This window comes from Peteryoungia rhizophila, assembly GCF_004912145.1.
Lineage (GTDB): Bacteria > Pseudomonadota > Alphaproteobacteria > Rhizobiales > Rhizobiaceae > Allorhizobium > Allorhizobium rhizophilum.
The window spans coordinates 544,383-557,872 of the sequence record NZ_STGT01000002.1; the positions used below are offsets into that span (position 1 = coordinate 544,383).

Sequence of the window (13,490 nt, forward strand, 5' to 3'; positions counted from 1 at the left end):
AGCCGCGCCTTTTGCTTTTGTTCCTCTGCGATCCAAGTATCAAGGTAAGCAAATGGATAAGGGTTAGAGTTAAGATCTGTAGTTAATCGCAACTTAACCTTTCCACTCCATTATCTGTCTCAATTCAGGATGTCTGGCTTGAGACGCCTGACGCGAAACCGCTGGGACTTGGAGTATCCTGTCATGACGAAAACCATTCTTGCCGTGGCAACGGCTGCGCTGCTCGCCAGCTCCGCCGCTTACGCCGCAGACGTTTATCAACCTGAACCGCAGCCGGCCTATGTCGACGCGCCGGAAGTTGCCGTCGCGGAAGCCTCCGGCTGGTACCTGCGCGGTGACCTCGGCTACAATTTCAACAAGCTTCGCGGCGCTAAATATTTCCAGGGCAGCAACGACACCGAAGCCGACTTCACGACTGCCTCGATCAAGGACAGCTTCTGGGTTGGCGGCGGTGTCGGTTATCAGGTCAATTCCTACCTGCGCACCGATCTGACTTTCGACTACATGCTGAAGTCTGATTTCGATGGATCGACGACCGGTCTTTGCGGCGGCATAACCTGTACGTCGAGCGACGTTTCGGCGATGCGTGCCTACACTTTGATGGCCAACGCGTATATCGACCTCGGGACCTATGCTTACTTCACCCCTTATGTCGGTGCGGGTATCGGTGGCTCCTATGTGAAGTGGGACAAGCTTCGCAATACGATCTGCACCGGCGGCACCTGCGATACCACTGAACACGATGGCAAGGGCAGCTGGCGCTTCGCCTACCAGCTCATGGCCGGCGCCTCGATCGATGTCACCTGCAATGTCAAGGCCGATGTCGGCTACCGCTTCCGCCACACCGCGGGGGGCGACATGTTCGGCTATAACCTTCAGGGCGGTCCAGGCTACGACAAGGGCTTCTACAGCCACAGCGTCCATGCCGGTGCCCGTTATGTCTTCGGTGGTTGCGAAACTCCCGTTGCCTACGAGCCGCCAGTCGAGCTGCCGGTCTACAAGTAAGCCGCATTCGGCTTTTGAAGTTTCCACATCAGAAGGGGCCCGGTTCGGGCCCTTTCGCGCGTCTGGCATTAGAGGATGCCGGTTCTGCGCAGGATCCACCATGACAGCATGACGGACAGCAGGATGAAGCCGAAGGCGTAGGCTGTGCCATGCATTCCCTCGGCAAAGGGGAGGGCGGTGGTGTTCATGCCGAAGAAGCCTGTGACCAGTGACGGCGGCAGCAAAAGTGCCGTCATCAGCGACAGGATGTAGAGGTGCCGGTTCGTTTCGGCGCTCTGCTTGGAATCCAGTTCCTCGTGCAGGAGCCTCGCCCGGTCTGCCAGTGCATAGACATCCTGGTCCACGGCTTCCAGTCTTGCTGCCAAGCGGGCGAGCGTGTCTCCCATGTCGTCCGTCATTTCCTCCTCGTCTGCGGCGGCGGCCCGGCGCATGATCAGCAGCATCGTGCGCAAGTGTCTGTGTAGCCTCACGATCAACCGGCGCACGGGGGTCAGGCGCCGTCGCTCGTCGCGCAATTCGCTGCCATAGACATGGTCCTCGATCTGGTTCAGCTCCTCCGTCAATTCCAGAACCACCGCGATCAGGCCCCGTTGAAATTCCGCGACGAGGAGTTCGAAGATCTGCAGCGGCGAGGCATAACGGGTCGCGTTCTTCTCGACAGCTGCGCGAACCTTGTCGACCGAACGGATCGGTTGAAGCCGTGTGGTGATGATGAATTTCTCGGACAGGGCAAAGTGCAGCCAGCCGATGTCCCTCGTGGTCGCGTCGAATTCCCGTTGGAAATCGATCAGCGTGCCGAAGAGGAGACCTTCGTCCATCGAAAGCGCCGCATGCGTGTCATGCGTGGTAAGGGCGGCAATCGCTGCTGGCGTCAGTTCGGTGAATTGTTCGAGAAATGTCACCACGCGCCCGTCTGCCAGGTTGAGGTGAAGCCAGAGGAAGCCATCGCCCGGCTGCGCCTCCTCGGCCGAACATTCCGCTGACAGCCGTTCGCTTCGCATACCGGGCGTGATCCGATAGGCCCAGACGAGGCCCGGAATGGCGCTGCTCAGGGGAAACATCGGTGCGGGCTCCATGGTGGCGGGACTGGAGGCGGTGGGTCCTTGAGGCAGATGCGCCCGATGGATGAAGGATTGATGACAGTGCTTGATGGTGGGGTGCGCCATCCCTGGCGCGGACGGAACAAAAATTTTGCTCACCGCGACGCAAGCCCGCTTGACTGATTTGGGCGACAGGAGTAGTTCCGACGGCGGGACACCTCTCCCCAACGAGAGGCTAATTACCTGGAAGGGTATCTATATGGCTGATGTGATCGCCCCCGCCGCACGTCCGGCAAACTCTCATTTTTCGTCTGGCCCCTGCTCGAAGCGTCCCGGTTGGTCGCTCGATGCGCTTTCCGATGCCCCGCTCGGTCGTTCGCACCGTGCGAAGGTCGGCAAGGAAAAGCTGAAGCTGGCCATCGACCTTACCCGCGAAATTCTCAACGTTCCCGCTGACTACCGCATCGGCATCGTTCCGGCCTCCGACACGGGCGCCGTTGAAATGGCCATGTGGTCGCTGCTCGGCGAGCGCGGCGTGGACATGCTCTCCTGGGAAAGCTTCGGCGCCGGCTGGGTCACCGATGTGGTGAAGCAGTTGAAGCTCGCCGACGTCCGCAAGTTCAACGCCGATTACGGCCTGCTGCCTGATCTCGCAGCTGTCGATTTCGACCGCGACGTCGTCTTCACCTGGAACGGCACCACGTCTGGCGTGCGCGTCCCGAATGCCGATTTCATCCCGGCCGACCGCAAGGGCCTAACGATCTGCGACGCCACCTCGGCGGCTTTTGCGCAGGACCTCGACTTCTCCAAGCTCGATGTCACCACCTTCTCCTGGCAGAAGGTTCTGGGCGGCGAGGGTGGTCACGGCGTGATCATCCTGTCCCCGCGCGCTGTCGAGCGCCTGACGACCTATGTGCCGGCCTGGCCGCTGCCGAAGATCTTCCGCATGACCTCGGGCGGCAAGCTGATCGAGGGCATCTTCGTCGGCGAGACGATCAACACGCCGTCGATGCTCTGCGTCGAGGACTATATCGATGCGCTGAAGTGGGCAAAGTCGATCGGTGGCCTGGAAGCCCTGATTGCGCGTGCCGATGCCAATGCCAAGGTGATCTTCGACTTCATCGCTGACAACGACTGGATTGCCAATCTGGCCGTGGATGATGCCACCCGTTCGAACACTTCTGTCTGCGTCAAGATCGTCGATCCTGCCGTGACCGCACTCGACGTCGATGCCCAGGCTGCTTTCGCCAAGGGCATTGCCAGCACGCTTGAAAAGCAGGGTGTCGCTTTTGACATCGGTGCGTACCGCGATGCACCGGCTGGCCTTCGCATCTGGGCCGGTGCCACGATCGAGACTTCCGACATGGAAGCTTTGATGCCGTGGCTCTCCTTTGCTTATGAGAGCCAGAAGGCGTCTCTGGCCAAGGCTGCCGCCTGATCCTTGATCAATTCGGCTCCGCCACAGCGGCGGAGCCCCAAAATTTCCTCATCTCATTCAAACGAACTCTCTGAAGGAGGCCTCGTCATGGCACCTCGCGTTCTCGTATCCGACGAACTGTCTGAAACCGCCGTCCAAATCTTCCGTGATCGCGGCGTCGAAGTGGATTTCCAGCCGAAGCTCGGCAAGGACAAGGAAAAGCTCGCCGAAATCATCGGCAATTACGATGGTCTGGCCATCCGCTCCGCCACGAAGGCGACAGAAAAGCTGATCGCTGCCGCAACCAACCTCAAGGTCATCGGTCGCGCGGGCATCGGCGTCGACAATGTCGACATTCCGGCCGCCTCCAAGCGCGGCATCATCGTGATGAACACGCCGTTCGGCAACTCGATCACGACGGCAGAACACGCCATCGCCCTGATGTTTGCCGTTGCCCGCCAGCTGCCGCAGGCCGATGCCTCGACCCAGGCCGGCAAGTGGGAAAAGTCGAAGTTCATGGGTGTCGAAATCACCGGCAAGACGCTGGGCGTCATCGGTGCCGGCAATATCGGCGGCATCGTCTGCAAGAAGGCGATCGGTCTCGGCATGCATGTCATCGCCTATGACCCCTTCCTGTCGACCGAACGCGCCCAGGAAATGGGCGTCGAGAAGGTGGAGCTCGACGAGCTCCTGCCGCGCGCAGACTTCATCACGCTGCATGTGCCGATGACCGACAAGACCCGCGGCATTCTCGGCAAGGACAACATTGCCAAGACGAAGCCCGGCGTGCGCATCATCAACTGCGCCCGCGGCGGTCTCGTGGATGAGGCAGCCCTTGCCGACGCCATCAAGTCCGGCCATGTCGCCGGTGCAGGCTTCGACGTCTTCGAAGTCGAGCCCGCGACCGAAAGCCCGCTGTTCGGTTTGCCGAACGTGGTCTGCACGCCGCATCTCGGTGCTTCCACCACGGAAGCCCAGGAGAATGTCGCTCTCCAGGTGGCCGAGCAGATGTCGGACTACCTGATCAAGGGTGCCGTCTCCAACGCGATCAACATGCCGTCGATTACGGCTGAGGAAGCGCCGATCCTGAAGCCGTTCATCCGTCTCGCTGACGTGCTCGGTTCGTTTGCCGGCCAGATGACCGAGAACCCGATCAAGGAAATCGAGATTCTCTATGACGGCGTGACCTCCGGCATGAACACCAAGGCGCTGACTTCGGCATTGCTGGCCGGTCTCATCCGCCCGCAGGTGGCCGACGTCAACATGGTTTCGGCCCCGATCATGATCAAGGAAAAGGGCGTCATCGTTTCGGAAGTGAAGCGCGACAAGACCGGCGTCTATGACGGCTACATCAAGCTCACCGTCACCACCGAGAAGCAGACCCGCTCGGTTGCGGGCACCGTCTTCTCGGACGGCAAGCCGCGCTTCATCCAGATCAAGGGTATCAACATGGATGCCGATGTCGGTCCGAACATGATCTACATCTCCAACACCGACGTTCCCGGCATGATCGGCTTCATGGGCACGACGCTCGGCAATGCCAAGGTCAACATCGCGAACTTCCAGCTCGGCCGCGACCAGGAAGGTGGCGACGCCATCGCACTTCTTTATGTCGATGGTCCGGTGGAGCAGGCGGTTCTCGACCAGTTGACTGCCAATCCGGCCGTCAAGCAGGCCAAGCCGCTGGTGTTCAACGTCGACTGATCGACGGTCCAAAATTTATCGACAAAGACGGCGCGGGATCAAACCCGCGCCGTCTTTGTTTGTTGCGCGGATGCCGAGGCAGTTTAGAAATATATGAAAAACGTTATGCGTTGAACTGACGCATGGCGGGTTGTCGCATTGCCTTGCCGGTGCGAGGGTATAGTTGATGTTTATCATCTCCGGGAGGAGAGAAGGAAAGGACATCCGATGTTCGAAAACTTCGACGCACAACTCCTGGCACGCATACAGTTTGCCTTTACCGTATCGTTCCACATCATATTTCCCGCCTTTTCCATCGGGCTTGCGAGCTATCTCGCGGTGCTCGAAGGCCTCTATCTCTGGAAGAAGGACAAGGTCTATCTGGAGCTCTTCGACTTCTGGAAGACGATCTTCGCGGTCGCCTTCGGCATGGGTGTCGTCTCCGGGATCGTCATGTCCTACCAGTTCGGCACCAATTGGTCGGTCTTTTCCGACAAGGCCGGACCGGTCATCGGGCCGCTCATGGGCTATGAGGTGCTCACCGCCTTCTTCCTCGAAGCGGGCTTCCTGGGCGTCATGCTGTTCGGTCGCAACCGCGTCGGGCCGGGCCTGCATTTCTTCGCCACGCTGATGGTCGCCTTCGGGACCCTGATCTCGGCCACCTGGATCCTCTCGGTCAATTCCTGGATGCAGACGCCTGACGGTTTCGCCATGAATGATGTCGGTCAGTTCGTGCCGGTCGACTGGTGGAAGATCGTCTTCAATCCGTCCTTCCCCTATCGCCTGACTCATATGGTGATTGCGGCCTATCTGACGACTGCCTTCGTCGTCGGTGCTGTCGGCGCCTGGCACCTGCTCAAGGACACTGCACCACGCCGCGCTGGCGTCATGTTCTCGATGGCCATGTGGATGGCCGCTATCGTCGCGCCGATCCAGATTGCCGCCGGTGACGCCCATGGCCTCAACACGCTGGAGTACCAGCCGGTCAAGGTCATGGCTATGGAAGGTCATTTCGACAGCCATCCGGATGGTGCGCCGCTGATCCTCTTCGGTATCCCGAACACGGCGGAGAAGCGGATCGATTATGCGATCCAGATCCCGAAGCTTTCCAGCTTGATCCTGAAGCATGACCTCAACGCGCCACTGGATGGTCTCGATACCATCCCCGATGACAAGGAACCGCCGGTGGCGATCGTCTTCTGGTCGTTCCGCGTCATGGTGGCGATCGGGTTCGCCATGCTCGGGGTCGGCCTTTTCAGCCTCTGGTGTCGCTGGAAGGGCTCGCTCTATTCCAATGACTGGCTGCATCGGGCGGCCCTCGTCATGGGCCCATCCGGCTTCGTCGCGGTGCTTGCCGGCTGGATCACCACCGAGGTCGGGCGCCAGCCTTACACTGTCTACGGCCATCTCCTGACGGCGGACTCGATTTCGCCGATCGCAGCACCCGCGGTTGCGGCCTCGCTGATCGCCTTCATCGTGGTCTATTTCATCGTCTTCGGGGCCGGAACCTTCTACATCCTGCGCCTGATGGGCCGCCTGCCGCGCGATCCGATGCCGGATCTCGATGATGGCCCGATCCGCACCTCCGGCATCACGCCAGCTGCCCAGCCCGGTCACCATGGAGGCAAACATGCCCATTGATCTCCCTTTCATCTGGGCTGGCATCATAGCCTTCGCGGTGCTCGCCTATGTCATCCTCGATGGCTTCGATCTTGGGGTCGGGATACTCTTCCCCTTCTTTCCGGAGAAGCACGAGAAGGATCTGATGATGAACTCGGTGGCGCCCGTCTGGGATGGCAACGAGACCTGGCTGGTGCTCGGCGGCGGAGGGCTGCTCGCGGTCTTCCCGCTCGCCTATGCCACGATCCTGCCGGCCATCTATGCCCCGATCATCCTCATGCTGCTCGGGCTGATCTTCCGCGGTGTCGCCTTCGAATATCGCTGGCGCACACAGCGGGCCGAGTATCTGTGGAACTGGGCCTTTACCGGCGGTTCAGTGGTCGCGGCCTTCTTCCAGGGCGTGGCACTCGGGGCGCTGGTTCAGGGCATTCCGGTCGAGAACCGTGCCTATGCCGGCGGCTGGTGGGACTGGCTGACGCCGTTTTCGCTGGCGACGGGCGTGGCACTCGTCATCGGCTATGCCCTGCTCGGGGCGACATGGCTTGTGATGAAAACCAGCGGCGACCTGTCGGAACGCGCTCGTTCCTTTGCGCTGCCGTTGTCCTTTGCCACCGTGGGCGCCATGGGCATTTTCAGCCTCTGGACCCCCTGGCTGGAACCGCTCTATTTCGAGCGCTGGTTCGGCTATCCGACGCTGATTTTTTCCGTCATCGTACCGGCCCTGGTGCTGGGCTGCCTCTACCTGATCGTAACGGGGTTGCGGAAGGGCTATCACGCTCGGCCGTTCCTGGCGGCGCTCGGCCTCTTCGTGCTTGGTTATGCCGGGATCGGGATCAGCTTCTATCCCTACATCGTACCGTCCTCCGTGACGATCTGGGAAGCGGCGGCGCCGGATGAAAGCCTCGCCTTCCTGCTCTACGGTGCGGTCGTGCTGGTGCCGATGATCCTTGCCTACACGGCCTATGCCTATTGGGTCTTCCGGGGAAAGCTCGATCCGGACGAGGGCTATCACTGATGGACAAGCGCCTGCTCGCCAGCCGTCTTCTCTGGTTCGTCGGCCTCTGGGCCGGCGGGGTCCTCGGCATCACTGTCGTTGGCCTGATCATCAAGTTCTGGCTCAATGGCTAATCCCGATCACTTGAAATTCAATGGAAATCGCCTCGCTCTCTCTTCAAAAGAGAGTGAGCGCTCTCCATATGAGGGCCAAGCCCATAAATGGGCATCGAGACTGCTTCGAGGAGGACAGGAAACACTCATGCGGCAATACGGAAAGATTTTCGCGACGCTCGCACTCGGCATGATGGTCACGCTCGTGGCCGTCGATTTCGCCGAGGCGCGCCGCGCTTCAGGCGGCTTCGGCAGCCGTGGCACACGCACCTTCAATCAGCCGGCGATCACGCGCACGGCGCCGACACCGGCCGCTCCGATCGAGCGGACGATGACGCCGCGCACCAATGCGAACCAGCCGGGTGCTGCCCAGTCGACAGCGGCGAACCAGGCAGCGCGACCGGGTGGCCTGTTCGGCGGTCTCGCCGGTGGTCTGATGGGCGGCCTGCTGCTCGGCGGTCTGTTCGGCATGCTGATGGGCACGGGCTTCGGCGGCGGCTTCGGCTTCCTCGGCCTGCTGCTTCAGAGTCTGCTGATCTTCTTCCTGATCCGCTTTGCCATGCGCATGTTCGCCAATCGTCAGGCGCCGGCTTCCGGTCCTGGCAATGCACCGGGCTTCGGAGGCTTTGGTGGCCTCGGTGGCATGGCGCGTGACAATCAGAGTGGCGACCAGCCGCGTCCGAGCTTCCAGATCCCGAAGCTGGGTGGCGGTGCCGCGGCCAGCGCGTCTGCCGCCCGTTCGGGTCCGGCTGACGAACTCGGCATCACCGAAAAGGACCTGGAGCGTTTCGAACAGCTGCTGCAGGAGATGCAGCGGGCCTATGCCGAGGAAGATTACGGCGCGCTTCGCCGGATCACGACGCCGGAAGCCATGTCCTATCTCGCCGAGGAACTGAGCGAGAACGCCACCAAGGGTGTGAAGAACACGGTGCGTGACGTGCATCTCGTCCAGGGCGATGTGTCCGAAAGCTGGGCCGAGGACAAGATGGAATATGCGACGGTGGCCATGCGCTACGAAGCGATCGACTATGTGGTCGACCGCCAGAGCGGCGACGTTGTCGAAGGGGATCCGAACACGCCGGTCGAATCGGTCGAGATCTGGACCTTCGCCCGACGTCCGTCCACTCAGTGGCAGATCTCGGCGATCCAGGGCGCGGAACAAGCCTGACACGCCGCTTGGGGCAACCTGTGGCGACACATGTATCGGCCCGGCCTTTTGGCCGGGCCTTTTCACGTCAGCGGACGAGCTTGATCAGCTCGAAGGGCAGCCCGTTGTCGTCCGTCGGTCGGCGGCCGGTTTCGGCAAAGCCAAGCCGGTCGTAGAAGCGGCGGGCGCTGCCATTGAGCGTGTAGACCTCGAGCTCCAGCTGCGGGCGCAGCCTCGCGGCATGTTCTACCAGCTGCCGACCAATGCCCGTGGCATGGCAGCAGGGGTCGACAAAGAGGCCGCCGATGACCTGATCCAGCAGGCTGATGAAGCCGAGGATCTCGCCATCTCGTTGGGCGACATGGGTTTCCGCGAGCGGCAGATAGTGTTCGCCAACCAGTGCCGCCTGAGCGTCAAGCTGCTCAGCCGTGAAGAAGGGATGTCCCTTTTCTGAGGCCGCACGCCAGATGGCGACAAGGCGTGCCGTATCGTCGGGCTCGAATGCCCGGATTTCCAGTTCATGAAGCATGATTATTCCGTCGGTTAAATTATTGATGCGCAAGCGACAGCGTTCGGCTGTCGAGCCGTTTTCCCACAAGGGGGTCAGGGGCTTTGCTACTGCGCATCAATCTCCTTTTTGCCGACGGCGCTAATCTAACGCGCGCAATGTCCTGCTTCAAGTGATGCTTGTGGAGTGGCTCCACTCAGCCCGGGCACTGCTGCAGCTGCTTGGCGTAAGTATAGGTAATGTCGGTGAATCGTTTCGCGCCCCTGAGCGCCTCGGGTCGCTTGTTGTACGCGCCGCGCAGATAGCCGGTGTGGCCGGAATGATAAGCGAGATAGAGCTTGTAGGGGTCGTTCAAGGGGATGTTGACCTTCGTCGCGCTCTCGCGGTGATACCAGCCGATGAAACGGATGGCGTCGGCGAAATCGGTGCGGCGGGCGCCCCAGCGGCCGGTTTCGCGCTGGTAACGTTCCCAGGTACCGTCAAGGGCCTGGGAATAGCCATAGGCGGTCGACTGGCGCTTGCCGGGGAAGAAGCCGAGGATCTTCTTGCGCGGCGGCTTGGCGTTGTGGCGGAAACTCGATTCCGTGTAGATTGTCGCCATCAGGATCGGAACCGGCACGCCGTATTCGCGCTCGGTGGCAACAGCGGCGCGGCGCCAGTTGTTGAACAGCCCGTTGCGCTGCTCGAAGATCGCGCAGGCATTGCGGGTCTGGGATGGCGGCTTGGCACAGGCCGACAGCATCAGCATGACGCCGAGGGCGGATATGAGAGCGGTACGCATGACAAAACCTCGCTACAGGCCGTCCATCCTATTCATTATAATTTAACGAAAGGTTTTCCCTTCGGCCCCCTGATCTCGCACCCCCTGATCCGGGGTGGGGCTCGTCGTCGAGGGGCGGCGGCGAGCGCTCGCCCAAATAGAATCAGCCGTTGACGTCGGTCGCATTTGCCACCAGTCTGCCGGGCGATCGCAGGGCAGCGAGGAGGAACGGTTGCGTTCTTGCCCGGCGATCGCAGGTGGACGGATGTCCGGGAGCGAGGATTTTCACAGCATGCAGCAGGTCGGCATCGGCATCATCGGATGCGGCAATATTTCAGGCGCTTATCTCAAGGCGCTCCAGCATTTTCCCATTCTCAAGGTCTGCGGCATCGCCGATCTCAACACTTCCCTGGCTGAAACTAGGGCCGCGGAATTCGGCGTGCCGGCGCGCACCATCGACGAACTGCATGCCGATCCCGATGTTGCCATTATCGTCAACCTGACGATCCCCAAGGCGCATGTCGAGGTGGGGCTGAAGGCACTCGCCGCCGGCAAACATGTCTATTCGGAAAAGCCGCTCGGCGTGACCTTTGCCGAGGGCAAGCGGCTCGTCGAGACAGCAAAGTCCCTCAACCTGCGTGTCGGCTCAGCCCCCGATACCTTTCTCGGCGGCGCGCATCAGACGGCGCGCGGGCTGATCGACCAGGGCGTGATCGGCCAGCCGATCGGCGGCACGGCTTATTTTATGTGCCCGGGTCACGAGCGATGGCATCCCAATCCGGATTTCTACTACGAGGCCGGTGGCGGGCCGATGCTCGACATGGGGCCCTATTACATCACAGATCTCGTCAATCTCTTCGGCCCGGTCGAGAAGGTGGCGGGCTTTGCCACCAAGGTGCGGAATGAGAGAAAGATCGGCAGCGAGCCGCGACGGGGCGAGACGATCCCCGTGCAGGTGCCGACCCATGTCGCAGGGCTGATGTCCTTTGCCAATGGCGCGGTGGTGCAGATTTCGATGAGCTTCGATGTCGCCGCGCACTGGCACAAGCCGCTCGAGGTCTATGGCACCGAGGGCACGCTGATCGTGCCGGATCCCAATCATTTCGGCGGCGATGTCTTCGTCCTGCCGCTGACGGGCGAGGCGCAAGGCAAGCCCGTGACGCTGCCTTATTCTGAGGGGAACTGGCGCTCGCTCGGCGTCGCCGACATGGCGCACGCCATCCTGTCCGATCGCCCGCACCGGGCAAACGGCGATCTGGCGCTGCATGTGCTCGAAGTCATGGAAGCCTTCCAGATGGCCTCCGACCGGGGCGAGACGGTCACCATCACCACCAGCGTAGAGCGGCCGGCGCCGCTTGAACAGTCGCTCATTGATGGCCTGATCGGCCGCTGAAGACAACAACAGGGAAGTTCACATGCGTCAGGTTCTGATTTGCTGGGGCGGCTGGGATGGACACCAGCCCGAACAATGCGCGGCCGTCGTCTCCGACATGTTGCAGGCGGAGGGCTTTTCCGTCCGCGTCGAAGCGGGCACGGAGGCCTTTGCCGATCCCGCGATCCGCGACTACAGCCTCATCGTGCCGATGCTGACGATGACCAAGATCGAAAAGCCTGAAATCGAGAACCTGGAGCTCGCCATCCGCGGCGGCGTCGGCCTCGGCGGCTTCCACGGCCAGGCGGGCGACAGTTTTCGCGATTGCGTCCAGTATCAATACATGATCGGCGGCCAGTGGGTCGCCCATCCCGGCAATATCTATGATTACACGGTCGAGATCACGAAGCCGCACGACCCGCTCGTCTCCGGCGTCAGTGATTTCCCCTATCGCTCCGAGCAGTATTACATGCATGTCGACCCCAACAACGAGGTGCTGGCAACGACCACCTTTACCGGCGAGCACGATGCCTGGATCGACGGGCATGTGATGCCGGTCGTCTGGAAGCGCCGCCACGGGCAGGGCAGGGTGTTCTATTCCTCGCTCGGCCATCAGGCGGCGGAGTTCGAGGTGCCACAGATGCGGGAGATTGTGAGACGGGGATTGGTCTGGGCGGCTAGGTGAGTGGGCGACTAGCCGATCATCCAAACCCGGATGCCGGTCCAGTTATTGAGGATGACGATGACGGCTATCGCGATCGATCCTGCTCACGCAAAAAGACGCCAGTTCATGCGCTCAAACTACCTTCCATTGTGTCAGTGCTTTCTCAAGCTGTTCACTCAGTTCGACAATCAGAATGCTGTTGTTGCCAACTAGCCATTCGAGTTGATCGTCGGTCGGGGAGAACTCGGGAGCGAAACGCTCCTCCTTGGATGGAGATAGCCAGTGGAATTGATCGCAGGCGTTTTGAAGTTCAACGCAGGGTGCGATTAGTGATGGCTCAAGCAGGTATTTTGCGTCAATCCAGTCTTGGTCAGAAAATGCTTTATTCAGTTTAGCAACGAAGGTGAGCGCGTTGTTATAACGTATGGTTACCGTTTTGGGCCTTTCCGCTCGAATCTCAGCGACGTTTCTTTGCGTGAAGTAGCTGCAGAATGACTTAGCATTCGAGATATTTTCCAGGATGTGATTTTTAGCGCGGAGCAACACGCGTTTGTCGCGGAAAACTGTGGCTTCAATGATTTGATCATGCCGTGTCTGTGCAGCCTGATCCGCTTTCTCCATTGTTGAAACCGTCCACCATGCAGCGAACACAGCTAAAAAACCGCCTATGATCGTCTGGAAGTCCAGAACAAAGTTTCGCCAAGGGTCTCCTCCGCTTTGACCTTGGACCAATCGTACTTCGCCAAATATAGCAGGCAGCAGGATCGCGGATATCAAAACAATCAAGATAAGGATCTTAACTGCGTTGCTACGGTGCATGCTTTTACCTTGTTGACGTGTGGCCTCAGAAACACCCGATCATTGATTGATGGTGTTTGCAAGGGAGTGAACCGCAGTTCACGTGGCCAAGCCTCCTCAACAGCTACCAGTCAAGTTGCGAGCAAACACTGCAGGCGCAATGAAAATACTTAAACGGGCAACGCGAATTTCGCCTGATAAGCACAAGATCAGCAGAATGAAAATTCGGTTAGTCTAACCGTTTCAATCGCGATTTATTTGGTATTATATTTTAAGCTTTTGGTAGCGGGAGGCGGACTTGAACCGCCGACCTTGGGGTTATGAATCCCACGCTCTAACCACCTGAGCTATCCCGCCACACATTCGGAA

12 protein-coding genes and 1 tRNA gene are annotated in these 13,490 nt (G+C 60.2%); 8 read left to right on the forward strand and 5 right to left on the reverse strand.

Going from position 1 to position 13,490, the window contains the following annotated elements; all coding sequences use genetic code 11:
- Positions 1-183 precede the first annotated feature (183 nt).
- On the forward strand, positions 184-1,005 hold the full coding sequence (locus tag E9677_RS08505) for an outer membrane protein (protein ID WP_136557665.1): 822 nt from the start codon (positions 184-186) through the stop codon (positions 1,003-1,005).
- 68 nt (positions 1,006-1,073) lie between these two features.
- Here E9677_RS08505 and E9677_RS08510 read toward each other — a convergent pair whose 3' ends face one another.
- Positions 1,074-2,066 carry a transporter gene (locus E9677_RS08510; RefSeq protein ID WP_136557666.1) on the reverse strand — a complete coding sequence of 331 codons (993 nt, stop codon included), beginning with the start codon at positions 2,064-2,066 and terminating at the stop codon, positions 1,074-1,076.
- Between the two features lie 238 nt (positions 2,067-2,304).
- Here E9677_RS08510 and E9677_RS08515 point away from each other — a divergent pair, with 238 nt between their 5' ends.
- The 5 genes from E9677_RS08515 (at position 2,305) to E9677_RS08535 (ending at position 9,040) form a co-directional block, all read left to right on the forward strand.
- A complete protein-coding gene (locus E9677_RS08515) occupies positions 2,305-3,483 on the forward strand; it encodes a phosphoserine transaminase (RefSeq protein ID WP_136557667.1) in 1,179 nt (392 codons plus the stop codon).
- Between the two features lie 87 nt (positions 3,484-3,570).
- A complete protein-coding gene (gene serA / locus E9677_RS08520) occupies positions 3,571-5,166 on the forward strand; it encodes a phosphoglycerate dehydrogenase (RefSeq protein ID WP_136557668.1) in 1,596 nt (531 codons plus the stop codon).
- A gap of 207 nt (positions 5,167-5,373) precedes the next feature.
- Positions 5,374-6,786, forward strand: a complete 1,413-nt coding sequence (locus tag E9677_RS08525) for a cytochrome ubiquinol oxidase subunit I (RefSeq protein WP_136557669.1) — start codon at positions 5,374-5,376, stop codon at positions 6,784-6,786.
- Entirely contained in the window at positions 6,776-7,780 is a 1,005-nt protein-coding gene (gene cydB, locus E9677_RS08530) for a cytochrome d ubiquinol oxidase subunit II (protein WP_136557670.1), read from the forward strand. The genes E9677_RS08525 and cydB overlap by 11 nt, the downstream gene beginning before the upstream one ends.
- 240 nt (positions 7,781-8,020) lie before the next feature.
- Entirely contained in the window at positions 8,021-9,040 is a 1,020-nt protein-coding gene (locus E9677_RS08535; protein WP_136557671.1) for a Tim44 domain-containing protein, read from the forward strand.
- Between the two features lie 67 nt (positions 9,041-9,107).
- On the opposite strand, the gene E9677_RS08540 is transcribed toward E9677_RS08535, so the two are convergent.
- Positions 9,108-9,548 (reverse strand): GNAT family N-acetyltransferase, encoded by a 441-nt coding sequence (locus tag E9677_RS08540; RefSeq protein WP_136557672.1) that lies wholly within the window; start codon positions 9,546-9,548, stop codon positions 9,108-9,110.
- Positions 9,549-9,723: 175 nt separating this feature from the next.
- Positions 9,724-10,308: a transglycosylase SLT domain-containing protein gene (locus tag E9677_RS08545; protein WP_136557673.1), complete on the reverse strand. Its 585-nt coding sequence runs from the start codon at positions 10,306-10,308 to the stop codon at positions 9,724-9,726.
- A gap of 271 nt (positions 10,309-10,579) precedes the next feature.
- Between E9677_RS08545 and E9677_RS08550 the strand changes: the two genes are divergently transcribed.
- Positions 10,580-11,680: a Gfo/Idh/MocA family protein gene (locus E9677_RS08550; RefSeq protein ID WP_136557674.1), complete on the forward strand. Its 1,101-nt coding sequence runs from the start codon at positions 10,580-10,582 to the stop codon at positions 11,678-11,680.
- Between the two features lie 22 nt (positions 11,681-11,702).
- Positions 11,703-12,344 carry a ThuA domain-containing protein gene (locus E9677_RS08555; RefSeq protein ID WP_136557675.1) on the forward strand — a complete coding sequence of 214 codons (642 nt, stop codon included), beginning with the start codon at positions 11,703-11,705 and terminating at the stop codon, positions 12,342-12,344.
- Positions 12,345-12,455: 111 nt separating this feature from the next.
- Here E9677_RS08555 and E9677_RS08560 read toward each other — a convergent pair whose 3' ends face one another.
- Both E9677_RS08560 and E9677_RS08565 read right to left on the reverse strand, forming a co-directional pair.
- The gene (locus E9677_RS08560) at positions 12,456-13,142 is read right to left on the reverse strand and encodes a DUF1345 domain-containing protein (protein ID WP_136557676.1); all 687 of its coding nucleotides are present in this window, start codon (positions 13,140-13,142) and stop codon (positions 12,456-12,458) included.
- Between the two features lie 259 nt (positions 13,143-13,401).
- Positions 13,402-13,478 (reverse strand) — tRNA-Met (locus E9677_RS08565).
- Positions 13,479-13,490 lie beyond the last annotated feature (12 nt).